Origin of the sequence: Methylovulum miyakonense HT12 (assembly GCF_000384075.1) — a bacterium.
GTDB classification, from domain to species: domain Bacteria; phylum Pseudomonadota; class Gammaproteobacteria; order Methylococcales; family Methylomonadaceae; genus Methylovulum; species Methylovulum miyakonense.
The window spans coordinates 4192856-4214458 of record NZ_KB913025.1; the positions used below are offsets into that span (position 1 = coordinate 4192856).

The following is a 21603-nucleotide window of genomic DNA, read 5'->3' on the forward strand; positions in this document are numbered from 1 at the left end:
TATGGCGCGATTGAAAATTGTTTTGGATACCAACGTGTTGCTTTCCGGCACGGCCTATCCAACCTCCATTCCCGGAAAAATTGTTTCCGCGTGGCGAAGCGGCGGTGTGGATGTGGTACTGTCCCAGTATATCTTGGATGAATTGCAGCGGGTATTGCCCAAGCTCAACCATCGTCTAGGATGGACAAACCTAGAAATCAGCGAGTTTGTCGATAGCCTGTCTTTTCTGGCCGATCTGGTGGAGCCAGTGCAAACCGTAGACCCGAATTTACGTGATGCCGCTGACCAGCCAGTCCTCGGCACATTGTTGGCTGCCCAGGCCAATTATCTGGTCACAGGCGATAAGGATTTATTGGTCTTGGCCGACCGTTATCCCATTCTTAATCCTACCGAATTTTGGCAATTGCATGGCGGTTAATATTTGAATACGGATAGATCAAGACGTTTTGTCTTTGAGTAAAACAACATCCTTCCTCAACTAACCCCAACCTCATCGGAATAGTTATTCACAATGGATTGGGTGGACATTTCAGCCTCTTGTTATAGCTTGGACTTGAAAGCTGACGGCAACGGCAACCTCTATGCTATCGGCACAATATTCCATATCTAACGTTTCTTGCCCTTGAGTAGCCATGTGACAATCTTTTTGGGTTTACCAAGGTGATTGATAACAAACACGAATAAATTGTCGGTAGTGGGTCTAATCTGTAATTTGTCTTAAAATAGCAGTCTATGACATGCTATCAAGAAATTACCTGTCCGACTTGCGGCAGCAACAAAATTATGAAATCAGGGCGTAGCGCGTTGGGAGTTCAACGATACCGCTGCCGGAACCCGGAGTGCGCGACCAAAACCTTCATGCTCAGCTACCGCTATAAAGCCCTTGAGCCGGGTGTCAAGCCACAGGTCGTCGATATGGCCATCAACGGCAGCGGCATCCGTGACACGGCGCGGGTGCTGAAGATCAGCAAGAACACGGTCATCCGCATCTTAAAAAAAAAAAGTCGGCACCATCGTCCGGATGAACCCCAACTTCCGGCCTGGAACCATAAGTATCTACACAAGTTTTGCAACCATTTGATTTTTATGAAATTGGCACTTTTCGTAAAACATGCTAACTACTTGTTTTAAAATAACTAATCAAAGATGTGTAGATGCTTATGGCCTGGAACAGACAGGGAGCTGGCGGTACGGCTGGAAATGGCCTGCCCGGAGGCCGAACTGGACGAACAATGGTCGTATGTCGGCGGCAAGTCCAACCAGCGCTGGCTTTGGTATGCGGTCGACCACACCACCAACACCATTTTGGCGTATGTGTTCGGCAAGCGCAAAGACACGGTCTTCGAAGAACTTAAGGCCTTGCTTGAACCGTTCGGCATCCGCCGCTTCTATACGGACGACTGGGGTGCTTACCAACGCCATCTCGCCCCGGAAAGCCACGAGGTGGGCGTTCGTTAAACTAAAGTTGTAATTGGAATTAAACTAATCATGTAAAAAACACGTAAGCATATGATTTAAACTAATTTATAAAACGCTTCAGTCTACGGTTAAATTTAACGGCCTTTTTTAAAGAGGCATCCCGAATGGCAATTCCTCTTATTTCTATTGCAAAAACCTTTGCTAAATACAACACGAGAGACTGCCAAAACGCCGAGCCAATTTGGATGAGCCGGAATGGTGGCTGTGTCAGTTTACCAAGAAGATTTTGCAACCAAGCGGCAAACGACGTCAGTTTGGCAAAACGGCGGACTGCACCTGTATTTTTCTGTAACGGCATGGCGATTTCCCTATTCCGTGACGGACGCAGACAAGGCTGAGGCAAACAAGTGTCCAAATTTACTTGACCATTACAGGTGGGCATGGACTTAAATACACGCATATGGCCTCTCAATTGTCAGTCTAAAATGTTATAAAACATACCATTACCGGAGCATCATTAAACCGCTTTTACTTCACCGCCATCCATCCTTAACGTCGAACCTGTCATCCAGCGGGCTGCGGGAGATAAGGCAAAGGCAATTAAGGCGGCAATTTCTTCCGGTTTGCCAAAGCGGGTGATGCCGCTTTCTTTGGTAAATACCGTCACTGCCAATTCATAATCCAAGCCACGGTCACGGGCAAAGTTCTCCAACATCTTGTGGCGACGGTCAGTCATTACCGGCCCTGGCATTACGCTATTAACTTGCACACCATCGACAATGCCCTGCTCGGAAAACGCTTTCGCTAAGGCGGCAATAGCGGCATTAATTGATCCGACTGCCGCTAAAGAAGGCTTGGGAGTAACTGCCATAGCGCCCGACATGAAAATAACCGAGCCTTGGCTGGACTGCAAGGCCTGCCAAGCGGCAATCACCAATTTCCGCGCCGCATGGAATTTAAGCGCCAAACCTTCCTGCCATTCGTTATCGGTCATGGTCAGAATATGGGTTTGTGGCACTGCCCCGGCGATATTGACGACCGCATCTATCCGTCCGCCCATCGCCAACGTTTCAGAAACCACGCGTTGCGCGGCAATGTCATCGCGCATATCTTGAACCAATACAAGTGGTATCGCTCCCGCTGTGCGGATTTCTTCCGCCGTATTTTGCAAGTTTTCGGCACTTCGCGCGACCGCGACGACCCGGTCAAAATCCTGTGCTAAACGGATGGCTGTTGCCCGGCCTATGCCACGGCTGGCTCCCGTGACAATCACCGTACGTTTTTGAGTCATTGGTTTTTATCCTTTGGTTTCCGGCTATTCCTAGCCGGGTTGGATTTTTACTTCTGGAGTCCAAAACAAGTTTTGGACTCCCCCCCATTCAAGGCAACTATTTAGTTGGAAAAGCCGCTTTAATTTCGCCAGCAATATCCTCGGCGTGTTCTTCAAGCGCGAAATGCCCGGTTTCGTACCAGACTATTTTTGCCGCCGGAATGTCTTTTTTAAAGGCTTCAGCTCCTGCAGGAATAAAGAACGGGTCATTCTTTCCCCAAACGATCAGTGTCTTGGGCTGATATTTTTTAAACAACACATGCCAAGCATCATACGCACCGACATTGGTCTTGTAGTCTTCAAGCAAGTCGATTTGGTAAGCCGCCGTACCTGACCGATCCAGCAAGGCTTGATCTATCGTCCAGTTATCGGGGCTGATGGCATCAGGATTCTTCGCGCCAAAGGTATATTGGAATTTAGTCGTGTCTGCGGTTAAAAAACTGTGGGCGGCAGCTTCGGATGCGGCATCGCGTTTTTCCCATAAGGGCAGGAAGACTTTTTTAGGCGCATCCCCTACCCCTTCCATATAGGCATTGGAATTTTGCACCACAAAACCTTTTACCGCTTCGGGATGTTCCGCAAACAACCGGAAACCTACCGGGCCACCGTAATCCTGCATATACAAAATGTACGACTGCACATTCAGTTGCTCAAGCAAACCGTCGACATGTTCGGTCAAGGCCGCAAACGTGTATTTGAAATCGGTGTTTGACGGTGCGTCCGACTGGCCAAAGCCGATATAGTCCGGCGCAACCAAATGGAACTTGTCCGCTAAAGCCGGAATAAGTTCGCGGTACATGTGTGACGAGGTCGGAAAGCCATGCAGCAACACGATGGTCGGGTTTTTCGGGTCGCCCGCTTCGCGGTAGAAAACCTTAAGGCCTTTGACGTTTGCATAGCGATAGTAAGTTTTGTTCATTGTGACTTCCTTATGGTGGGTTGCTGACAATTTTGCCGCCGTAGCGGAAGCCATTGAAAGCGGTTGAAAAAATAATACCGCCGATACCGAAATGGCGGCGGCCACTGAAAAGAGTATTTTTGTTTTGTCCATGACACGACCTTGTAACCATTAAAATTGCGTATTAATAGTGACAATATACTTGTAACCTGTCAAATGTATTTTTATGGGTTACTATATTTTGGACGTGAGAATACCTAGACAGAAGCGCGGCGCATCGGCTCTCCATTGCCATGAAATGAAGTCATCTTATTGAAAATAAATTGATTTATTCGATTTGGAATAATGGTTAGAACAATAAAACGAATGGCAGGGGTGAAAAATAAAGCTTGTAGAAAGCGAAGGTCAGCTCGGGACGATTCCGGCTTGAAAAATAGGGGATGGCTAAGTGTTTTAGTGGGTTAAAAGGCTTAAGGCCCTACTTGGTTTTACGTAAGACGACGCTAATGCTGTTTTGGTGGTGGCCAAAACAGCAGCAAACAAAAATGACGGGGATATTTTGGGGAGGTTATTTGCTTTTAAGCTTAGCACGGAAAGCGGCGACTTTCATGCGGTTGCCGCATAAGGACATATCGCACCAGCGGCGTTGATGAGATTTAGTGCGGTCATAAAACCATAAGGTGCAAACGGGGTTTTCACATTGTTTGACCAGATTAAAATCACTGCTAACGACCAATTCGGCAATGGCTTCGGCGACAGGCACCAGCAAGTCTACCAAGGTGCTGATGCGCTGGTGATGCAAGCATGCAGGCGGGTTCCCGTTTTCCCAATGCAATTCCTGATAGTGGCAACTGCGGGCCAGAAATCGGTTAAGGATTACAGGATTTTCGTATGCCGATGTTTTACGCGCCAACAACAGTTGTTTGGCTGTTTCGCGCAATTCCAGTGCAGCGGCGTGTAAGGCACCCGATGACCCGTGGGCCGACAACCCGGCCATGTCAACACTAACGCTGGCACGTTGTAGCCATGCCAGCACTTGGGCATCATCGGTCAGGCACTCCACGCGAGCGTCCCCAGACCCCATCTCGGTATTAATAAAATCCAAGGCCAGATGGCCAGCAATAAAAAATGCGGATGGCGGCGGGCTAGTTGCAGTCCTGTGCATGGGCTTACTCTACTTAATTGAACAAATTCAATGAAATAGTAACCTGTAATACCGTAGTGGACAAGTTATTGCGTAATCCTGAAAAGCTTATGCTGGCATCACGGGGCTTGGGCCTTATCAAAAATCATCACCGCAATGCCGCCCAGTATCGCCGTCGAAGCGAGGAAAAAAGGTAAGGTGATGGCTTCACCCAGAAATATCACGCCCCCTACAGCCGCAAAGACCGGCACGCTGAGTTGCATGGTCGCGGCATGGGTGGCAGGTAGGCCTGATAAGGCTTTGTACCAAATGGCATAGCCTAATCCAGAAGCGAATACCCCGGAACCGATGGCGTAAACGACACCCATTTTATCGGGCAAAAGCCCTGCCCATAACACCAAGCTAAGTGCAGCGGCAAAGGCGGATGCCCGTAAAAAGTTGCCCGCTGTCGCCAACAGCGGATCTCCGGCCTGTTTTCCGCGTAAAGAATAAACACCCCAAGCCACACCTGCGGCGGTCATCAATAAGGCACTGGGCAACGGCGGTGCGGCAAATGGGGGTGACAGGAGAGCGACGAAACCAGCAAAGGAACAGATAATCGCCACGGTTTGTTTCCGGCTCAAGCGTTCGCCATGCCATAGCCCGTAACCCAGCATGGTGGCCTGTACGGCACCAAACAGCAATAAGGCCCCAAGCGCGGTAGGCAAATGGTTATAAGCAAAAGAAAATCCCGCCGCGTAAACGAACAACGCCAACGCCGACCACCAACTCCCTGCCGTGCCATAGACACCGCCACGCAAACGGACAAGCAAGCCAAGCACCAAGGCACCGGACATGATCCGGATCGTCGTAAAATTCGCCGCATCAATGACTGCGTGTTTCAGTGCTAAACGGCACAGCAAGGAATTGCCAGCAAAAGCCATCATGGCAAGGAACGCAAAAAAATAGACGCGTTTATCGGCATCAGGCATTTTCCAGAAATTGATTGTGTGCGTTTCCATAGGGCCGTTTATTTACCAAATCCAGACACATTCAAGCCGATAATCCCGATCAAAACAAAGCCAATATGGACATATTGCATGACTTGATAGCGCTCATGGAAAAGCCAGTACCCCAACATGGCGACAATCAAAATTCCGGCTCCCGCCTATGTGGTATTGGCAATGGTCATATCCATACCTTGTTAACGCCATCGCGATGTTGAAAAAAAGCAATCCGCCAAGCAGATATTGCCAATGCCTAAACCCGTCTGATTTATTCAGCAAAGCGACGCCGATTGACTCCAACACAATGGTGCAGAACAAATAAAAGTAACTCACCCAAGTTCCCATAAATACAATTTGACCCTAATAATTCTCCACAAAATCTTGCAAAACACGTAAATCGTTGCCAGTCTTATCGGCACTGACACCCAACTCTTCAAGCGGGACATTCAGACGATTAATCCAAACGGTAGGATAGCCAAACCATTTTGCTCCGGCGGCATCCCAGCCACCGAACGCGGCAAAAGCGATTTCTTCCCGTTGCAAGTGGAAAGCATCGACACCCATCTGGTATGCGCGGGGATCAGGCTTGAACGCCCGTATCTTGTCCGTGCTTAAATGCGCGTCAAAAAGCCCCGTGAAACCCGAATTTTTGACCGCAGCATCCAGCACATCCACAGGTAAATTGGATAAGAATGCCAAATGCAGATCCATCGCTTTTAACGACTTCAGGATCGGCAAGGCATCAGGCCAAGCCCGTAGCGCATAATAACTATCCATGAGCTGTTGCTTCTGGCTTGCGGTCAATTGGAGCTTGAGGGATTTGGCGGCGAAAACCAAGGCCTCTTCGGTGACTTGCATAAACCCGACATAATTTCCCGATAAGGTGCGCAACCAGCTATATTCAAATTGTCTGATCCGCCAACTATTGCCTAAGGCAACACCTTGTTCAGGAAAAAGGGATTCCGCCAAAGCAAAAATAGGCCGGGGGTCCAACACGGTGAAACCGTCGAAAGCAATGGCTTTAATCTTTGGCTTTACAAACGCTGCAGAGATGAACGGACTGGATGCCAAACTTCCGGCTGCTAAGCTGATAAATTGTCTACGATTAACTGGCATAACGTTTAACCTTCGTCCCGAACGATAATTTCCCCGGCCATTTCTTCATGGCCATCGCCGCAAAAAATATCGCAACGGAAGACAAACGAACCCGCCTTATCGTGGGTGAAGCTAACCCGCATGGGCTTTCCCGGCTCAATATCGGCACGGACGGCAAAATCCGGCAAGGAGAAGCCGTGCAACCTATCGCTGCTGGTAAATTCCAAAATGACCGTCTGGTCTTTTTTCAACTCAATTTTGGTGGGTTGGAATAAGAACTTACTGGCCTTTATGACAATAACCGGAGGTTCGGTATTGGCGGTTGCCGCCAATGGTGCCAGCAATAACAAATAAAATAGGCATTTTTTCCAATAGTGGTTCATAGATAACTCCTAGGTGAGCGTTTTTTCTTCAAGACGGTAGTTTTTCCAAGGATATCTACGGCAATGCCCTTATTTATAAACCTAACTCCGCCAAACCAGGATGTCCGTCAGGACGGCGGCCTTGAGGCCAATGGAACAGCCTTTCCGATTCGGCAATCGCCAAATCATTGATGCTGGCATAGCGTTTCTGCATCAGGCCGTTGTCAGCAAATTCCCAATTTTCATTGCCGTAAGAACGGAACCATTCGCCTTTGTCGTTATGCCATTCGTAAGCAAAACGTACGGCGATGTGGTTGTCGGTGTACGCCCAGAGTTCTTTGATCAAACGGTATTCGTGTTCGGTCGCCCATTTGCGGGTCAAGAATTCGATAATTTGCTCGCGGCCCTTGGGAAATTCGTTACGGTTGCGCCATTGGCTGTCGGCGGTGTAAGCCAGTGCCACGCGTTCAGGGTTACGGTTGTTCCAGCCATCTTCCGCCATACGGACTTTTTGCGCGGCGGTGTCGCGGGTGAACGGTGGAAAGGGTGGGCGGGGTTCTTCTACGATGGTTGTCATGGTTTGTTCCTCTGGTGATTTGATTTTTGTCCACGAAAGACACGAAAAGCACGAACAAAACGTTTTTAGAGTTGCATTATCTGGAGTCCAAACATGTTTTGGATTCCATTTTTTAAGCTTTTTCGTGCTTTTCGTGCCGTTCGTGGAAAATCATTTATAAAGCTCAGACTTCCCACATGCCTGCCATACCGACATAATTCGGTAAGGCTTGGATGCGGCGCAGCCAGGCGATTATCGTGGGATAATCGGTAAGGTCAATATTAGCTTCCGGTGCTAGGGCAATGTACGGGTAAATGGCAATGTCGGCGATGGTGATATGGTCTAAAGCCAGCCAATCGTTATGCGTCAATTGCCTTTCTAATATTGCCAACAAATTGGCGGTGATTTGCTCGGATTCTTCGACGTTTATCTCGCGTCCGAATTTGTAATGCACCCGTAAGCGGCTTGGCCCCCAAGCCAGTTCGTTGGCGGAGGTTGCCAGCCACGCCATCACTTGCGCTAGGGCTTTGGGTTCGTTCGGCAACCAATGCGCATCACCGTATTGTCTTGCCAAGTACACTAAAATGGCGTTGCTATCGCGCAAAGTAAATTCACCATCAATCAACACCGGAACTTGACCGAACGGGTTCATTGCCAAAAACTCGGCAGTTTTGTGTTGTTTGTTTAGGCCATCGACGGCGATGCCTTCATAAGCCAAACCCAATAATGACAGCATTAATCTGACTTTATGGGCGTTACCGGAAACAGCAAATTCGTATAGTTTTATCATGGTGTCTCCTCTTCTTGTGATTTGTTATTTATCGTTTGCAAGCGTTCAATCTCCGCCAATAAGGGCGCAATCATTGCTTCCACTTGCGCTTGGCTGTAGCGTGGTGTGATATGTTGCGGGCAATTCCAATCCAAAGCTTCAATATGAATGATGATGCCCCGCTCGACCCGCGCCCGATAGGTCGGCACTTCCAATTGCGCGAGCAAGTCCGGTTCGGTATCTGCGTGGGCGATGCGTACCGTTCCCCAAATTTTTAGGCGTTGCCGATTGGCGTAATCCATCAAAATCAGCGAAATACGGTGATTGGCTTGCAAATTGCCAACGCTCAGATACTGGATATTACCGCGAAAATCGGCAAAACCGATTGTCCGTTCATCCAGCACCTTTAAAAATCCGGCTCAATATGTGTTTTGAGGTCTTTTGATAAAATAGTCTGATGGAAACCTCAATCATAACCATCAAACAACTAGTCAGCGAAGCCCAATGCTATGCCACCATCCGGCAGTTGCGTTGGGCCGACGGTGTCACCTGCCCGCATTGCGACAGCGGCGACACGATCCGGCGCGGCTACGACAGCCCGCAACGCACCTGCCAGCGTTACCAGTGCAAGGCCTGTGGCAAACGCTTCGATGACCTGACCGGGACGGTCTTGTCGGGGCATCACCAGCCGTTGTCGGCCTGGGTGCTGTGCCTGTACTTTATGGGGCCAGACCTGTCCAACCGGCAGATCGCCCAAGAACTGGACTTGAACAAGGACGATCTACAGTATATGACCGAACACCTGCGCTTAGGTCTAGATAAAAAAAAGAGCCCATAACCCTATCTGGGGTGGCCGAATGCGACGAAGTCTACATCGTTGCAGGCCACAAAGGCCAGCCTAAAAAGGTCGCCGAAGCCGGAAGGAAGCCCCGTTGCCGCCGCCTGCAAGGTGCGCGTGGGCGCGGCACCTTGGCGACGGAAAGCCGCCCGTCTTCGGCATGATCCAACGCACCAGGGAAGTCGTCATCAGGATGCTCGACAACGTCCAACAGGCCACCATCAAGCCCTTGATCTTACAAACCATTATGCCCGGCACACCAATCTATACCGACGAATACAACATTTATAGCCGTTTGGAGTCCTGGGGCTACCCGCATAAGACCGTCAACCATTCGGCGGGTGAATACGCCCGCGATGAAGATGGTGACGGCTTCTGCGAAGTCCATTCGAACACCATGGAAGGCTTCTGGTCGCTGCTGCGCTCCTGGCTGCGCCCGCATCGCGGCATTTCACAGGCCAAGTTGCCGTTGTACCTGAGCTTTTTTGAGTTTGTCCATAATGTCAGAAAACGCGGTAAAGGCTTGCTGTTTTCGTTATTGGCTGTTTTGGTTAAAAAGACCCCAAAAGCCATATAGAGCCAAAGAAGTTTGGTTATTCGCCACGCGAATATAGGGTGCATCTTACTGCAAGTTATTGAAATATAATATATAAGTCCTGAACAGCTGTAACGCCTGCTGTGAATAAAACTACACCCATACGAATTTCGGCAGGTCGGGTTGTGGCATGTCCATACGCTAAAATATGGATGGTGTCGTAGGAATGCCCGTATTAGCTTCCGCCCATTCCGGTGCGTGAGTACGGCGTGTCCATTGCCGTAACGTTAGGCACTTGTCTTATTTTTGTTCATTAAGCATTACATTTTGTATGGCATTTGCAATTTCGGTGGCTAACGCCTCATCTTTAACCGCACGAGCCAACGTAACGCCACCTATCAGCATAGCTAGATTAACCAGTGTTTTTTCATTGACGGTTTGCTTACTGGTTTGCGATGAACCCTCATTAGCTGCATCCAGAACCTTGAGCAGCTCTGTTTCAAATATCTCACGAATTGCTTCATCAGAGCGGCCTATTTCCGGAGTCAGGCTTTGTAATGCGCAACTTTCAGCCAAGTCGCAGGTGCGTTTTTGGTTCATATAGAACTTGGCAAATTCTGGCCACCATTTTGCCCCGTATTCATTTTGAAACTGCTTGATGCCGACTTCTAATTGACTGAGCCCTGAGATAATCGCCGCTGTGAACGCAGTTTGCTTGGAATCAAAGTGTCCATAAAAAGCCCCAGAAGTTACCCCTGCCTCTTTGGCAAGCCCATCAACACCAATGCCGTTGTAGCCACTTTTTTTAAAACACCGTCCGGCTGCCGCGATAATGTTTTCGCGTGTTTGCTCTTTTTGGTCTTGTTTGTATCTCGCCATCATTCCACCTTAATTTTTGTATAACACATTATATCAAAAAATAACGGTCGTTATTCTTGACAGCATAACGACCGTTATGTAATTATAGATTACGGTCGTTATTTAAAGACCGTGAAAGCAATCTTGACTAACACAACAGGAGAAAAATCATGCCACTTACGCTGACATTTACCACAGGTGTTTTACCTAATGAGGCCGTAAATCAAGTAATCGAAAAACTGACAGATTCCATGTTGAAATGGCATGGGTTGACAGGCAATAAAGTGATGACCCCAGTAGTTACTGGTCAAGTACATATATTGCCAAACGGGGCGACTTTTACAGGTGGCAAAGAACTTCCAGCCGCTTGGGTAGAGTGGAAAGTGCCTTCGTTTGCATTTGCTACTCGTGAAATACAAATTGGCTATATTGAAGAGGCGACCAACATCGTATTTGAAGCCGCAGATGGCAAACTCCCGAAGGATCAGATTTGGGTCAATGTTGTTCATGCCGTTGATGGCGCTTGGGGTATTGCAGGGAAAGCAATGACAAATGATGAACTGAAAACAGCCATATCCCAGGGTTAAGCGCGAAGTAGAAATTGGGTTGGGGTAATGGTAAAAATCAACGTAATGTTGTTTTGTAAAGATGGCATCAAAAAAACCTCTGCCATGTATTCAATTAATTTTTACCACTACCCCATTGGACTTCAAGGGCATCTTCAATTTGAAATCGAACCCACCATGAAATATATAATTTCTGCGCTCACTATTACAGTTCTTAGTGGCTGTGCTAGTGTTGCTGGCAACTTATCTTCCCCAGTCATTTTAAGCAGTTCGCCAAGTGAGGAAAAATTAATTGCAACTCAGGTATCCCGAAAAGTTATTGAAAGGGCCAGTATTGCGGGTAGTGATGAAGAACTCAGGTTAATGTTGGTCGAGTTTCCCCCTAAATTTGCCAGCGTAGCACACACCCATCCTGTGATTGGCTTGTGCTATGTTATTAAGGGGGTTGCGGAATCGCAATATGAAGGTGAGAAGTTAAAAACGCTACATGCAGGAGATTCCTATCAAGACTCAGCAACAAAAAAACATTTGTTGTTTAGAAATGCCAGCGAAACTGACACGCTTAAATTCACCTGCGCTGCTAAAATTAAAATAAATCAGGCGTTTATGTTGCCACTGTAGTGGCGTAACAAGCTCAATATTGGGCTTTAATACAAGTTTGGCCCTGGTTTTCTTTTATGACCAACAAGTCGGTCAAAGGGACGCGCCTTCCGTTGGCGGTTTTGAAGTTTAGTTTTTTATCAAGGCCTGGCGGTTTCGCTCAAGCTTACAGAGCGGGTTTCCTTCGTAAATGACTCAAGTTAACTTGTAACCTTTTTGATAGCAACACAGCCAAATTTGAAAGCAAGACCCAGAGTGGTTTATGCCTCAAATTAGCGTAAATTGCTGGCATTCATGATTGCTAGGATCGAACATGCCAAACTCTGCCAACACCATCATCTTGCCGACTAAAGACGATCCCCGTTGGCAAGCCGTACTGGCCCGCGATATAAACGCCGATGGCAAGTTTTACTATTCGGTCAAAACCACAGGTGTTTATTGCCGCCCTTCTTGCCCTTCACGCACCGCCAAACCGGAAAATGTGCTTTTTCATACTAGCCGGGAAGAAGCCGAAACCGCTGGTTTTCGTCCTTGCCGACGTTGCAAACCGGATCAGCCTTCCTTGCGCGAACAACATGCCGACAAAGTCAGCGACATTTGCCGTTTGTTGGAAACAGCGGAAACAGAATCTAGCCTCGCCGAGTTGGCGGCAATTGCTGGACTTAGCACTTTCCACTTCCACCGAGTTTTTAAGGCAATCACGGGTTTGACACCAAAAGCCTATGCGACAGCCCAGCGCAGCCATCGGGTACGGATACAATTGGTGACCAGCCAGTCGGTCACTTCTGCCATCTATAATGCAGGCTATAACGCCAACAGCCGTTTTTATGAACAAGCACCGCAATTGCTAGGTATGACGCCCTCCGATTATCGTAAGGGCGGCACCAATAGCCGGATTCGTTTTGCCTTGGGTGAATGCGCGTTGGGCGCGATTCTGGTCGCTGCTAGCGACATCGGGCTGTGTGCAATTGCCTTGGGCGATGACCCCAACCGCTTGGCGGAGGAATTACAAGACCGTTTCCCTCAAGCAGAACTCATCGGTGGCGATAGCGAATTCGAACAATGGGTTGCCCAAGTGGTGAGCTTTGTCGAAGCGCCCGCCATTGGCTTGGATTTGCCACTAGACTTGCGCGGAACAGCCTTTCAGCAGCGGGTTTGGCAAGCCTTGCGGCAAATTCCGGTAGGCGCAAAAGTCAGTTACACCGATATTGCTCAGCGCATCGGTTCACCAAAATCAGTTCGCGCGGTGGCAGGCGCGTGCGCTGCCAATACCCTGGCGGTAGCGATTCCCTGCCATCGGGTCGTGCGCTCAGATGGCAGTTTATCGGGTTACCGCTGGGGTGTGGAACGTAAAGCCGCGTTGTTACGGCGGGAGAGTGAAGAATGAATGCCACCGTTGTGTCATGCACGACGCTACCCTTGCCAACAAATTATCGAATGATGGACATTCTGACTTTCCATAACCGCGATGCGTTGGCGATTGCTGAAACAGTCGAGGGCAATTGTTTGGGTAAAGGGATTATCTGGCAGGGCGCCCCCGCTTGTTTGACAGTCCGCTTCTTGCCCTTGTGCGCTGAAATAGAACTCAGCATCGATCATCCGCTTGCTTCAGCTAAAGTTGACGAATTGACCGCATTGGCAACCCGAATGCTGGGATTGGATCAAGCCGTTGAAATTTTTGAGGAAGGCGTTGCCCGACATCCGCAGCTTGGCAAGTTGATCCAGAAACAATCCGGATTGCGGGTGCCAGTTGCACCGTCGGTATTTGAAGCCTTAACTTGGGCGATTACCGGACAGCAAATCAGCGTTGCCGCCGCTGTTTCAATACGCCGTAAATTAATCCAGTTGGTCGGCTTACAGCATTCTAGCGGCTTATATTGCTACCCGGATGCACAACTTGTTAAGGATTTAAGCATAAACGAGTTACGCCAGACGGGATTTTCGCAAAGCAAAGCGCAAACTTTGCTGACGGTGAGCCAAATGGTGGCATCTGGTGAACTGGTATTGAATATCTCGAAAGAAGAGCCGTCGATAGCACAAATCCGGCAACAATTATTGGCGGTCCGCGGCATAGGACCTTGGACGGTCAATTACGCGCTATTACGTGGCTATGGTTGGTTGGACGGATCACTGCACGGCGATGCCGCTGTCCGGCGTGGCTTGCAAATGCTATTGGATCACGATGGGGTCATGGATGAAAACCAGACCCAGAAATGGCTTGAGGGCTTTGCGCCGTGGCGGGCATTGGTCGCCGCGCATTTATGGGAGCTGGTCGCTAACGGCGGGTAAAGATATTGTTACTGTCCTAACAGTAAAAGGACTAATCCATACATCAAAAAATATGGCTATGTCACCGTTAATTATGGAAGCCTTAAACGACGCGGCTTTAAGCAAAAACTACAATCCGCATGAAATAAGGCTTTTCACAGAAAATAAAATTTCTTCAACAATTAACGGTGACATAGCCAAAAATATCGATAGCGAAGAACTCCAACCAAGCATCCGACCAATTAATTTAAGCGCAATTATCGGAGTGTTGCCGCCAAACAAACGCGATAACCTGTGGCTGTTTTCAACCACAACCACATCTGCTTTGGAGTCAAACATGCAACACGCCCATATTCTCGGCAAACCCCCGATCCTTTATTTTGGCACTCCAGTCATTTTAGTCAGCACCATCAATGAAGATGGTACTGCGAACCTTGCGCCAATGTCTTCGGCGTGGTGGCTCGGCTGACGGTGTATGTTGGGCTTTGCCAATTCCTCCCAAACCCCGCAAAATTTGCTCAGGACAGGCGAATGTACACTCAATTTGGCCTCCGTAAAGGAAGTCGACGCCGTGGATAGGTTGGCCCGGTTGACGGGTACTGAAAATATCCCAGCCATGAAGCATGGCGATGGGTTACCGCTATGAACCCCGCAAATTCGAGACAGCAGGGCTGACGCCCGTGCCGTCGCTGACCGTTGCGCCGCCACTTGTATTGGAATGCCCAGTTCAACTGGAAGCCGTCGTTGCTGGGCAATCTGCCATGATGCAAGATGATCCACGGGTTGCTGGCCTTTTCGTCGCCATTGAAATGCGTATTACCCGCGTTCACCTGCATCCCGACATCTTGCTGGATGGCAATCCCGACCGCATAGACCCGAACCGATGGCGGCCTTTGCTGATGAGTTTCCAACACTTTTACGGCTTGGGTGAACGGGTCCATGAGTCGCGATTAGCAGAAATTCCCGAAGCAATGTATCGGATGCCGGATTAGAATCGGCTAAGATGCTTTCAATGCCGCCCGGCAGTAACGCCGCCATCTAAAGGCAATACCGCGCCTGTTATCCATCCTGACTTGTCGTTATCAGCCAAAAACAAAAAAGCGGCAGTGGTGTCATGTACTTGACCGTTACGCCCTAAAGGATGGAAGCTGTTAAACCCTGCTAATTGTTCCGGGGTCAGTAAGGGATCAAACAACGGTGTTTCAACCACAGCGGGGGCTATGGCATTGACGCGGATGCTATCGGAGGCAAATTCAATCGCCAAGCTGCGGGTTAGGGCATGCACCCCACCTTTGGCGGTGGCGGCGGCACTGCACGGTGTCGCGGCAATGGCATGTTCTGACCACATAGAACCGACATTAATAATAGCACCGCCGCGCCCACCTTGACGCATCGCCTGAACCGCTGCTTGGGAGGTAAAAAAATAGCCCTTGAGGACATGGAAATAGGCATCAAAGTCAGCTTCGGTGTGTTCTAAAAAAGGCAAGGTGCGGAAAATACCGGCGTTGTTAACCAGCACATCAACCTGCCCAAACCGTTGCATGGCTAGGGCGATGACTTGTTGGCTTATCGCCATTTGACCTATGTCGCCAGCCAGCCAAGCTACCCGTTCTCCGCTGGGGTCTAGCTTTTCCGCCAGTTCGGCCAAGGGCTGTTCGCGTCTGCCATTAAGCACCACTATTGCGCCAGCCGCAAAAAAACCGATTGCCGCATCTTGGCCCATGCCACTGCCAGCTCCGGTAATCACTACCACTTTGTTTTGCAAACTCATTGTTTTCTCCCGTAAAGTAAATATAAAGCCAATGAAGGCATACGCGGCATCTTGGGTTAAGCTACCGTTGGTAAGCACTTTACGGGTTATTTAACCAATTGAAAATAATGTACAAATTTGAAAGGTGACTATCTTTTATGAAAGAAACGGCAAAATTTGCGGCATCCAAGGCAGGAACAAATGTCGAATTCAAAACAAAGACGGCACTCAATGTCGCCGAAACCATAGAAGCCATCTTCGGCTGTAAATGGTCGCTACGTATTCTTGCACTTATCCGTGAAGGTATTAACCGACCAACCGCAATCGAACGTGCACTGGAAGGCTTAACCCCGAAAGTGCAAAATTATTATTTCCGCCGCATGATGGTTTTAGGGATTTTGGAGCGGGTAGTGTTTGCCGAAGTGCCGCCTAGGGTGGAATATCATCTGACAAGCTTTGGCGAACGCTTGCTACCACTGCTGGATGCCATTCTTGCTTTGCAGCGGGAATTGGAAGCGGAGGTGGACGGCGACTAGCTGCGTCCTGTTGCCGAGGTCAAGCCATGCCAATTTAAAGGCAATGTTGGACAGGAAACTTTAATTTATAATCCGCCCAACACGTTTGCAGACATCGCTTTCAGTGGCGAATGTTGGTTAAAGAGCGATAATCAGCGTGTTATACTCTTGTAAATCAATTACATATCAAATGGATATTTTCCTATGCATATCGCCATCCTGACCTTCCAAGGCTTTAATGAACTCGATTCGCTCATTGCCCTCGGTTTGCTTAATCGGATTAAAAAAACCTCTTGGCGAGTAACGCTTTGCTGCCCGGAACCGACTGTCACATCAATGAACGGTGTTGTCATTCATGCCCAATCGACCTTGGTGGAGGCGGCTTCAGCGGATGCGGTGATTATCGGCAGCGGCATCAAAACACGGGAAATTGTGAATGATCCGCTTTTAATGTCGGCATTGCGTTTGGATCCTCAGCGTCAGCTTATAGGCGCACAATGTTCAGGGACACTGGTTCTTGCCAAGCTTGGGATATTAGGCAATGTACCGGCTTGCACTGACCTTACAACCAAGCCGTGGGTTCAAGAAGCCGGCGTCGAGGTTTTGAACCAAGCGTTCTACGCATCGGGCAATGTTGCCACAGCTGGAGGATGTTTTGCTTCGCCGTACCTTGCGGCTTGGATGATTGCCCGCACTGAAGGCGAAGAGGCCGCCCGTTCGGCGCTGCACTATGTAGCGCCAGTAGGTGAGAAAGATGAGTATGTCGAGCGTGCAATGGCAAACATTACTCCGTATTTGACACGGCAATAATGCTTAACCTTAGCCAACCGTTAATCCACTTTTGCGGCGGTTCGCAACAAAACCAAAACAACTAATAATCCACCAGACAAATGGCTTAAGTCGGCAGAGCTATAAACGTTCAAGGAATTGACCGCTACAAAGTTGGCTACAATGACCTGTTTAAGACGGGTATCCTATCCCGTTTTCAATTACCGCCCTCCGTATCATCAGCATCAGCATCATCGTTACATACCAACGGGTTATCGGGGTCGCTCAGACTCCACCTTAAGGCCAACGCATTGATTTCATCCAATAAAGCAACCAGATCATGCCCGCGTTGCGTAAAGCTATACGACACTTTCGGAGGGATGGTCGCTTCTTGTTCGCGCAGCAAAATACCCGCGCTTTCCAGCATCCGCAGCCGTTCGGTCAACACTTTGGCGGAAATGGCGGGCATCTGCTTTTTTAGCTGCCCAAAACGAAGTGTGCTGTGGGTGCGGATTAGCCACAAGATATAAGTTGTCCACGGGCCAGTGAGCAGGCTGACCAAGCCGTGCATCGGGCAGCGCATGGCACTGTATTCGCGGATGTCAAACCCACCCATCAATTGCATTTCTTTTCCCAATGGTTACTCCAGGGTGATTAGTTACTTTTAAGTACCTAGTTGCTAATAAAAACCTTGTCACTAAAATAGCACCCGTCGGGCCTGACAACCAACACTTTTTTAGGAGACTTTATTATGAAACTTTACTTTACCCCTGGCGCTTGTTCGTTGTCCCCGCATATCGTCTTGAGCGAATTAGGCTTACCCTATACCTTGGAACAGGTTGATTTAAAAACCAAACTAACCGCAAGCGGCGAAGATTTCAACGCCATCAATGCCAAATCTTCAGTTCCCGTGCTGGAGTTGGACAACTGCGAACGCTTAACCGAAAGTTCGGCGATTATCCAATATTTGGCAGACCAAAAGCCGGAAACTGGTTTGGCTCCTGCCAACGGCACTTGGGAACGTGTCCGCTTGCAGGAATGGCTGAACTTCATTTCTACCGAATTGCATAAAACCTTTGGACCGATTTTGATGCCAGATGCTGGCGAACAAGCTAGTGAGTTCTATCTGAAAAAACTGAAAGACAAGCTCGGTTTTGTTGCTGACCAACTGGTAGGCAAAGCGTACTTGATGGGCGATCAATTCTCGATTGCCGATGCCTATTTGTTTACCGTATTGAATTGGCATAAATGGATTAATCTGGACTTGTCCGCGTGGCCGACGCTGGCTGATTACCAACAGCGCGTTGCCGCTCGCCCGAGAGTGCAGGCGGCCTTGCAGGCCGAAGGTTTATTGTAATAGGGGATATATCAGTCTTCCGGCAAGCTTTGTCACCACTTAGCTTGCTGGATTTCCGCCCAAACCAAAATTCAAGGGATCCATTTATGTGGCGTATCGCCCAACAGGAAGATAGTGCGGCTATCATGGCCTTATGTGCAAATTTATACGACGAAGACCCTAGCCAAGACCCGCATAGCCATCAACCCATCATCGAAAAAACCTTGGCGGAACTGTTTGCCAGGCCGCTACGCGGTAAAGCGGTGGTGTTGGAACAAAACGGCGAAATTTGCGGCTACGCACTGTTGATGGCGTTTTGGTCGAATGAGTTCGGTGGCGAAATCATCATTGTCGATGAACTGTATGTCATGCCTACCTTCCGGCAACAAGGCCATGCCACGCAGTTGTTCACCACGCTACAAACGCCGGACAATCCACTACGGTCTAATAACCTTGGGGCAATTTTCCTCGAAGTACGTCCGACCAATCACCGGGCGATGGCGTTTTACCAACGGCTGGGGTTTAAATTGCACCCGAACAAGCACTTGGTGCTTTGTCCTGAGCTTTGATTAATTTGCTGGATATATCATGTTAAAAAACTCTCGATATTGGGCTTCAAAAATTTTTAAAAAAATTGGTAAGGTTTTGTAGGTGATTGCGACTAACGATTAGGATGGCAATGATTACTTATTAACCTTTTATTAAACTGATAGACAGGAATTGATTATGACCCAAAAAACTAGGCTGGCTTCTACCTTTGCGAATACGCCCACCCCTTACTATGCGGCAATTTTTTCCAATTAGAACACGGTTAACATGTCTGGTTATGCGGCGATGGGGATAAAATATTGCAATTGGCATCCTAACAACCTAGGTAATTAAGTTTCGAAAGCGTAGGCACCACAATCAGTGCATATATAGCAAAACTTGAGGAGATTCAATCCATATTTAGTAACAACTCAATGAATCCGTATTTAAGAGATTAACCAAGTCATTGTCATCCTTATTTATAATTGGAAATATTAGCCATGCAAGTCTTGATTGTACACGCACACCCAGAACCTAATAGCTTCAACGGCGCTTTAACAAGATGTGCGGTTGAAACATTAGCTAGCATAGGTCATCAAGTCGTCGTATCCGACCTTTATGCCATGGGTTTTGACCCTGTTTCTGGACGACAGAATTTCACTCATATGGCCGATCCAAACTATTTTCGTTTGCAAACCGAAGAAAAATACGCCAGCGCAACGAATGGTTATCACTCGGAACTGCAAGCAGAAATGGACAAACTCGTTGCTTGTGATCTGCTGATTTTTCAATTCCCTATGTGGTGGTTGGGTTTACCTGCCATTCTTAAAGGATGGGTTGATCGCGTATTTGCAGTCGGACGGGTTTACGGTGGCGGACGATATTTTAATCAGGGAATGATGCATGGCAAGCGCGCTATGTGCTCAATCACCATCGGGGGGGCGTATGAAGTGTATTCCAGTCGCGGTGTCTATGCAGATATAGCGGAAATCCTTTTTCCTCTGCATCGGGGCATTTTCGGCTTCACTGGTTTTGAAGTATTAGAATCTTTTGTAGTGTACGGGCTTAATGGTTTGGGAAACGATGAACGCATCCAATACTTGGAAAATTATCGGCTACGCCTGCTGAATCTCGATCAAACTAACACGATACCCATGCCGAATATGGATAACTACGAGAAAGGTATTTTTAAACAATAACTTAATTTAATGACAAGATGATTCATGGCAGGAGACAATAGAGTTACCTGTTGCGCTTGTTTTTGACAGTGTTTTCGCTTTTCTAAATGAAGTACGCAGACCAATCACCGGGCGATGGCGTTTTACTAACGGCAGGGGTTTCAGTTACACCCGAACCAGCGCTTGCTAATTTGTCCTAAAGAACGGTGTAACTCTTGTTGGGTATCAAAAGAAACATTATGTACGCTGAAATATCAATGCAAGACACATTAGAGCAATCAGAAGTTATTGCTCTATACCGAGCAAATGAATGGTCATCTGCTGAAAAGCCAGAACAGCTATTGGCGGCACTCCGTAACTCACACAGTCTTGTAACTGCACGCCTCAATGGACATCTTATCGGCATCGGTAACGCAATCTCTGATGGTCATCTTGTCGTTTACTTTCCTCACATGCTGGTACACCCAAACCATCAAAGGCAAGGTGTCGGAAAGCAAATGATGCAAGCTATGCAAGAAAAGTACACTGGTTTTCACCAACAAATGCTCACCGCTGACGGTAACGCCATTGATTTTTATAAGTCACTGGGGTTTTCCAGGGCAGGCAAAACCGAGCCGATGTGGATATATGCTGGCAGTGATCATTAATGCCAAGACATCATCCCGCCGGAGCCAGCGCGATAAAACCGCGCATCGTCGGTATATTCAGCTGTTAGGCCGTCAATTATCGAGGCACAAATGAACACTATTGAATATGTGAAATTCGTAGAGCTAGATCCTGCGGAATTTATTCCTCTATTAAATAAGGAAAAACTCAGGAAACATCTTATCGATCATGAGTTATTTGATGTGGAATTAGTAAAGTCGTGGATAGCTAGCAAAATTGAAGTTGATGCGTCCGGTTGTAAAGTAAGAGCTGTTTTAGTTAACGCTAACTTGTAACTTGGCTGGCTGGTGTGGCATTCAGCTTGAAGATGGAAAATATGAAGTTGCAATAGTCATTGATGAAAGTTATTGGGGCATAGGAGTAAAAATATTCCAGGACATAATGGTTTGGGCTAAAGATTTTAATCATAAAACCGTATTTATCCATTTTCTTTATACCCGTCCGGAATATAAATTTTTGCGTAAAATCGCAAAGAACGTGTCTCAAAGCGAGCTTTATGGCAGTCAATTCACGACTTACGAGCTTGAGGTGGATAGTGCCTAACCAGGCCATGCACAGAATGTCAAAAAGCTGCGTTCGTTTCTCTCACCCCTCTTTTGCTACCTGTGATGGCGGCGTTATACGGCAAATACTGGAAC

General features: G+C 48.1%; 32 protein-coding genes and 2 pseudogenes. 20 read left to right on the plus strand and 14 right to left on the minus strand.

Annotated features, from left to right (window positions below; all coding sequences use genetic code 11):
• The first annotated feature begins 1 nt into the window (after position 1).
• The 3 genes and pseudogenes from METMI_RS0120575 to METMI_RS0120590 form a co-directional block, all read left to right on the plus strand.
• Positions 2 to 418: a putative toxin-antitoxin system toxin component, PIN family gene (locus tag METMI_RS0120575; protein ID WP_029151845.1), complete on the plus strand. Its 417-nt coding sequence runs from the start codon at positions 2 to 4 to the stop codon at positions 416 to 418.
• 314 nt (positions 419 to 732) lie between these two features.
• Positions 733 to 1005, plus strand: a pseudogene (locus METMI_RS26540) (IS1-like element transposase); the annotation flags it as partial.
• Positions 1006 to 1170: 165 nt separating this feature from the next.
• A pseudogene (locus tag METMI_RS0120590) lies at positions 1171 to 1455 on the plus strand (IS1 family transposase); the annotation flags it as partial.
• A 64-nt stretch (positions 1456 to 1519) separates the two neighbouring features.
• Here the strand turns inward: METMI_RS0120590 and METMI_RS28035 are convergent.
• From METMI_RS28035 to METMI_RS24840, 11 genes are all read right to left on the minus strand, one after another.
• Positions 1520 to 1777 (minus strand): hypothetical protein, encoded by a 258-nt coding sequence (locus tag METMI_RS28035; RefSeq protein WP_019868190.1) that lies wholly within the window; start codon positions 1775 to 1777, stop codon positions 1520 to 1522.
• 159 nt (positions 1778 to 1936) lie between these two features.
• Positions 1937 to 2710, minus strand: a complete 774-nt coding sequence (locus tag METMI_RS0120600) for an SDR family oxidoreductase (RefSeq protein WP_019868191.1) — start codon at positions 2708 to 2710, stop codon at positions 1937 to 1939.
• A gap of 97 nt (positions 2711 to 2807) precedes the next feature.
• Complete coding sequence (locus METMI_RS0120605; protein ID WP_019868192.1) at positions 2808 to 3800, minus strand: alpha/beta fold hydrolase; 993 nt, start codon at positions 3798 to 3800, stop codon at positions 2808 to 2810.
• Between the two features lie 415 nt (positions 3801 to 4215).
• A complete protein-coding gene (locus tag METMI_RS0120610) occupies positions 4216 to 4812 on the minus strand; it encodes a CGNR zinc finger domain-containing protein (protein ID WP_029151847.1) in 597 nt (198 codons plus the stop codon).
• 98 nt (positions 4813 to 4910) lie between these two features.
• On the minus strand, positions 4911 to 5792 hold the full coding sequence (locus tag METMI_RS0120615) for a DMT family transporter (RefSeq protein WP_156829928.1): 882 nt from the start codon (positions 5790 to 5792) through the stop codon (positions 4911 to 4913).
• 93 nt (positions 5793 to 5885) lie between these two features.
• A complete protein-coding gene (locus METMI_RS28350) occupies positions 5886 to 6122 on the minus strand; it encodes an SMR family transporter (RefSeq protein WP_083930430.1) in 237 nt (78 codons plus the stop codon).
• Positions 6123 to 6137: 15 nt separating this feature from the next.
• Entirely contained in the window at positions 6138 to 6893 is a 756-nt protein-coding gene (locus METMI_RS0120625) for a haloacid dehalogenase type II (protein WP_019868197.1), read from the minus strand.
• A gap of 5 nt (positions 6894 to 6898) precedes the next feature.
• A complete protein-coding gene (locus METMI_RS0120630; RefSeq protein ID WP_019868198.1) occupies positions 6899 to 7255 on the minus strand; it encodes a cupredoxin domain-containing protein in 357 nt (118 codons plus the stop codon).
• A 73-nt stretch (positions 7256 to 7328) separates the two neighbouring features.
• Complete coding sequence (locus METMI_RS0120635) at positions 7329 to 7811, minus strand: nuclear transport factor 2 family protein (RefSeq protein WP_019868199.1); 483 nt, start codon at positions 7809 to 7811, stop codon at positions 7329 to 7331.
• Positions 7812 to 7974: 163 nt separating this feature from the next.
• Positions 7975 to 8580, minus strand: coding sequence for a glutathione S-transferase family protein (locus METMI_RS0120640; protein WP_019868200.1), 606 nt, complete (start codon positions 8578 to 8580; stop codon positions 7975 to 7977).
• Positions 8577 to 8963, minus strand: a complete 387-nt coding sequence (locus tag METMI_RS24840) for a pyridoxamine 5'-phosphate oxidase family protein (protein ID WP_019868201.1) — start codon at positions 8961 to 8963, stop codon at positions 8577 to 8579. The genes METMI_RS0120640 and METMI_RS24840 overlap by 4 nt, the downstream gene beginning before the upstream one ends.
• 53 nt (positions 8964 to 9016) lie before the next feature.
• Between METMI_RS24840 and METMI_RS0120650 the strand changes: the two genes are divergently transcribed.
• From METMI_RS0120650 to METMI_RS0120660, 3 genes are read left to right on the plus strand one after another with little or no spacing between them, the layout of a single operon-like run.
• Positions 9017 to 9397: a transposase gene (locus METMI_RS0120650; protein ID WP_029151848.1), complete on the plus strand. Its 381-nt coding sequence runs from the start codon at positions 9017 to 9019 to the stop codon at positions 9395 to 9397.
• A gap of 11 nt (positions 9398 to 9408) precedes the next feature.
• Entirely contained in the window at positions 9409 to 9561 is a 153-nt protein-coding gene (locus METMI_RS28040) for a hypothetical protein (RefSeq protein WP_232215334.1), read from the plus strand.
• Complete coding sequence (locus METMI_RS0120660) at positions 9492 to 9974, plus strand: IS1595 family transposase (protein ID WP_232215267.1); 483 nt, start codon at positions 9492 to 9494, stop codon at positions 9972 to 9974. The genes METMI_RS28040 and METMI_RS0120660 overlap by 70 nt, the downstream gene beginning before the upstream one ends.
• 258 nt (positions 9975 to 10232) lie before the next feature.
• Here METMI_RS0120660 and METMI_RS0120665 read toward each other — a convergent pair whose 3' ends face one another.
• Entirely contained in the window at positions 10233 to 10814 is a 582-nt protein-coding gene (locus METMI_RS0120665) for a TetR/AcrR family transcriptional regulator (RefSeq protein WP_156829929.1), read from the minus strand.
• Positions 10815 to 10960: 146 nt separating this feature from the next.
• On the opposite strand from METMI_RS0120665, the gene METMI_RS0120670 reads away from it, so the two are divergent.
• The 6 genes from METMI_RS0120670 (at position 10961) to METMI_RS27570 (ending at position 15216) form a co-directional block, all read left to right on the plus strand.
• Complete coding sequence (locus METMI_RS0120670; RefSeq protein WP_019868204.1) at positions 10961 to 11377, plus strand: hypothetical protein; 417 nt, start codon at positions 10961 to 10963, stop codon at positions 11375 to 11377.
• A gap of 27 nt (positions 11378 to 11404) precedes the next feature.
• A complete protein-coding gene (locus METMI_RS25825; protein WP_019868205.1) occupies positions 11405 to 11977 on the plus strand; it encodes a cupin domain-containing protein in 573 nt (190 codons plus the stop codon).
• Positions 11978 to 12269: 292 nt separating this feature from the next.
• Positions 12270 to 13343 (plus strand): bifunctional DNA-binding transcriptional regulator/O6-methylguanine-DNA methyltransferase Ada, encoded by a 1074-nt coding sequence (gene ada, locus METMI_RS0120685; RefSeq protein ID WP_019868206.1) that lies wholly within the window; start codon positions 12270 to 12272, stop codon positions 13341 to 13343.
• Entirely contained in the window at positions 13340 to 14245 is a 906-nt protein-coding gene (locus METMI_RS0120690; protein WP_029151850.1) for a DNA-3-methyladenine glycosylase family protein, read from the plus strand. Before ada ends, METMI_RS0120690 begins: the two co-directional genes overlap by 4 nt.
• A 73-nt stretch (positions 14246 to 14318) precedes the next feature.
• Positions 14319 to 14693: a hypothetical protein gene (locus METMI_RS27565; RefSeq protein WP_198007949.1), complete on the plus strand. Its 375-nt coding sequence runs from the start codon at positions 14319 to 14321 to the stop codon at positions 14691 to 14693.
• Between the two features lie 154 nt (positions 14694 to 14847).
• Positions 14848 to 15216: a flavin reductase gene (locus METMI_RS27570; protein WP_198007950.1), complete on the plus strand. Its 369-nt coding sequence runs from the start codon at positions 14848 to 14850 to the stop codon at positions 15214 to 15216.
• Between the two features lie 17 nt (positions 15217 to 15233).
• Here METMI_RS27570 and METMI_RS0120700 read toward each other — a convergent pair whose 3' ends face one another.
• Complete coding sequence (locus METMI_RS0120700; RefSeq protein WP_029151851.1) at positions 15234 to 15995, minus strand: SDR family NAD(P)-dependent oxidoreductase; 762 nt, start codon at positions 15993 to 15995, stop codon at positions 15234 to 15236.
• 137 nt (positions 15996 to 16132) lie between these two features.
• Here METMI_RS0120700 and METMI_RS0120705 point away from each other — a divergent pair, with 137 nt between their 5' ends.
• Together METMI_RS0120705 and METMI_RS0120710 are read left to right on the plus strand one after the other, a co-directional pair.
• Positions 16133 to 16510: a winged helix-turn-helix transcriptional regulator gene (locus tag METMI_RS0120705; protein WP_019868209.1), complete on the plus strand. Its 378-nt coding sequence runs from the start codon at positions 16133 to 16135 to the stop codon at positions 16508 to 16510.
• A gap of 183 nt (positions 16511 to 16693) precedes the next feature.
• Positions 16694 to 17299 carry a DJ-1/PfpI family protein gene (locus tag METMI_RS0120710; protein WP_019868210.1) on the plus strand — a complete coding sequence of 202 codons (606 nt, stop codon included), beginning with the start codon at positions 16694 to 16696 and terminating at the stop codon, positions 17297 to 17299.
• Between the two features lie 175 nt (positions 17300 to 17474).
• Here METMI_RS0120710 and METMI_RS0120715 read toward each other — a convergent pair whose 3' ends face one another.
• A complete protein-coding gene (locus METMI_RS0120715) occupies positions 17475 to 17882 on the minus strand; it encodes a winged helix-turn-helix transcriptional regulator (protein ID WP_019868211.1) in 408 nt (135 codons plus the stop codon).
• A 126-nt stretch (positions 17883 to 18008) separates the two neighbouring features.
• Here METMI_RS0120715 and gstA point away from each other — a divergent pair, with 126 nt between their 5' ends.
• From gstA to METMI_RS27580, 6 genes are all read left to right on the plus strand, one after another.
• The gene (gstA, locus tag METMI_RS0120720) at positions 18009 to 18614 is read left to right on the plus strand and encodes a glutathione transferase GstA (RefSeq protein WP_019868212.1); all 606 of its coding nucleotides are present in this window, start codon (positions 18009 to 18011) and stop codon (positions 18612 to 18614) included.
• 86 nt (positions 18615 to 18700) lie between these two features.
• Complete coding sequence (locus METMI_RS0120725; protein ID WP_019868213.1) at positions 18701 to 19162, plus strand: GNAT family N-acetyltransferase; 462 nt, start codon at positions 18701 to 18703, stop codon at positions 19160 to 19162.
• Positions 19163 to 19621: 459 nt separating this feature from the next.
• On the plus strand, positions 19622 to 20320 hold the full coding sequence (locus METMI_RS0120730; protein WP_019868214.1) for an NAD(P)H-dependent oxidoreductase: 699 nt from the start codon (positions 19622 to 19624) through the stop codon (positions 20318 to 20320).
• A gap of 218 nt (positions 20321 to 20538) precedes the next feature.
• Entirely contained in the window at positions 20539 to 20946 is a 408-nt protein-coding gene (locus tag METMI_RS0120735; RefSeq protein ID WP_019868215.1) for a GNAT family N-acetyltransferase, read from the plus strand.
• Positions 20947 to 21036: 90 nt separating this feature from the next.
• A complete protein-coding gene (locus tag METMI_RS27575) occupies positions 21037 to 21240 on the plus strand; it encodes a hypothetical protein (RefSeq protein WP_019868216.1) in 204 nt (67 codons plus the stop codon).
• A gap of 1 nt (position 21241) precedes the next feature.
• The gene (locus tag METMI_RS27580; protein ID WP_198007951.1) at positions 21242 to 21508 is read left to right on the plus strand and encodes a hypothetical protein; all 267 of its coding nucleotides are present in this window, start codon (positions 21242 to 21244) and stop codon (positions 21506 to 21508) included.
• Positions 21509 to 21603 lie beyond the last annotated feature (95 nt).

Excerpts from the sequence above, each read along its gene's own strand:
- METMI_RS0120575 (WP_029151845.1), top strand. The coding sequence starts at position 2 with ATGGCGCGATTGAAAATTGTTTTGGATACCAACGTGTTGCTTTCCGGC.
- METMI_RS28035 (WP_019868190.1), bottom strand. The coding sequence starts at position 1,777 with ATGCCGTTACAGAAAAATACAGGTGCAGTCCGCCGTTTTGCCAAACTG.
- METMI_RS0120600 (WP_019868191.1), bottom strand. The coding sequence starts at position 2,710 with ATGACTCAAAAACGTACGGTGATTGTCACGGGAGCCAGCCGTGGCATA.
- METMI_RS0120605 (WP_019868192.1), bottom strand. The coding sequence starts at position 3,800 with ATGGACAAAACAAAAATACTCTTTTCAGTGGCCGCCGCCATTTCGGTA.
- METMI_RS0120610 (WP_029151847.1), bottom strand. The coding sequence starts at position 4,812 with ATGCACAGGACTGCAACTAGCCCGCCGCCATCCGCATTTTTTATTGCT.
- METMI_RS0120615 (WP_156829928.1), bottom strand. The coding sequence starts at position 5,792 with ATGGAAACGCACACAATCAATTTCTGGAAAATGCCTGATGCCGATAAA.
- METMI_RS28350 (WP_083930430.1), bottom strand. The coding sequence starts at position 6,122 with ATGGGAACTTGGGTGAGTTACTTTTATTTGTTCTGCACCATTGTGTTG.
- METMI_RS0120625 (WP_019868197.1), bottom strand. The coding sequence starts at position 6,893 with ATGCCAGTTAATCGTAGACAATTTATCAGCTTAGCAGCCGGAAGTTTG.
- METMI_RS0120630 (WP_019868198.1), bottom strand. The coding sequence starts at position 7,255 with ATGAACCACTATTGGAAAAAATGCCTATTTTATTTGTTATTGCTGGCA.
- METMI_RS0120635 (WP_019868199.1), bottom strand. The coding sequence starts at position 7,811 with ATGACAACCATCGTAGAAGAACCCCGCCCACCCTTTCCACCGTTCACC.
- METMI_RS0120640 (WP_019868200.1), bottom strand. The coding sequence starts at position 8,580 with ATGATAAAACTATACGAATTTGCTGTTTCCGGTAACGCCCATAAAGTC.
- METMI_RS0120650 (WP_029151848.1), top strand. The coding sequence starts at position 9,017 with ATGGAAACCTCAATCATAACCATCAAACAACTAGTCAGCGAAGCCCAA.
- METMI_RS0120665 (WP_156829929.1), bottom strand. The coding sequence starts at position 10,814 with ATGATGGCGAGATACAAACAAGACCAAAAAGAGCAAACACGCGAAAAC.
- METMI_RS0120670 (WP_019868204.1), top strand. The coding sequence starts at position 10,961 with ATGCCACTTACGCTGACATTTACCACAGGTGTTTTACCTAATGAGGCC.
- METMI_RS25825 (WP_019868205.1), top strand. The coding sequence starts at position 11,405 with ATGGTAAAAATCAACGTAATGTTGTTTTGTAAAGATGGCATCAAAAAA.
- ada (WP_019868206.1), top strand. The coding sequence starts at position 12,270 with ATGCCAAACTCTGCCAACACCATCATCTTGCCGACTAAAGACGATCCC.
- METMI_RS0120690 (WP_029151850.1), top strand. The coding sequence starts at position 13,340 with ATGAATGCCACCGTTGTGTCATGCACGACGCTACCCTTGCCAACAAAT.
- METMI_RS27565 (WP_198007949.1), top strand. The coding sequence starts at position 14,319 with ATGGAAGCCTTAAACGACGCGGCTTTAAGCAAAAACTACAATCCGCAT.
- METMI_RS27570 (WP_198007950.1), top strand. The coding sequence starts at position 14,848 with ATGGCGATGGGTTACCGCTATGAACCCCGCAAATTCGAGACAGCAGGG.
- METMI_RS0120700 (WP_029151851.1), bottom strand. The coding sequence starts at position 15,995 with ATGAGTTTGCAAAACAAAGTGGTAGTGATTACCGGAGCTGGCAGTGGC.
- METMI_RS0120705 (WP_019868209.1), top strand. The coding sequence starts at position 16,133 with ATGAAAGAAACGGCAAAATTTGCGGCATCCAAGGCAGGAACAAATGTC.
- METMI_RS0120710 (WP_019868210.1), top strand. The coding sequence starts at position 16,694 with ATGCATATCGCCATCCTGACCTTCCAAGGCTTTAATGAACTCGATTCG.
- METMI_RS0120715 (WP_019868211.1), bottom strand. The coding sequence starts at position 17,882 with ATGCAATTGATGGGTGGGTTTGACATCCGCGAATACAGTGCCATGCGC.
- gstA (WP_019868212.1), top strand. The coding sequence starts at position 18,009 with ATGAAACTTTACTTTACCCCTGGCGCTTGTTCGTTGTCCCCGCATATC.
- METMI_RS0120725 (WP_019868213.1), top strand. The coding sequence starts at position 18,701 with ATGTGGCGTATCGCCCAACAGGAAGATAGTGCGGCTATCATGGCCTTA.
- METMI_RS0120730 (WP_019868214.1), top strand. The coding sequence starts at position 19,622 with ATGCAAGTCTTGATTGTACACGCACACCCAGAACCTAATAGCTTCAAC.
- METMI_RS0120735 (WP_019868215.1), top strand. The coding sequence starts at position 20,539 with ATGTACGCTGAAATATCAATGCAAGACACATTAGAGCAATCAGAAGTT.
- METMI_RS27575 (WP_019868216.1), top strand. The coding sequence starts at position 21,037 with ATGAACACTATTGAATATGTGAAATTCGTAGAGCTAGATCCTGCGGAA.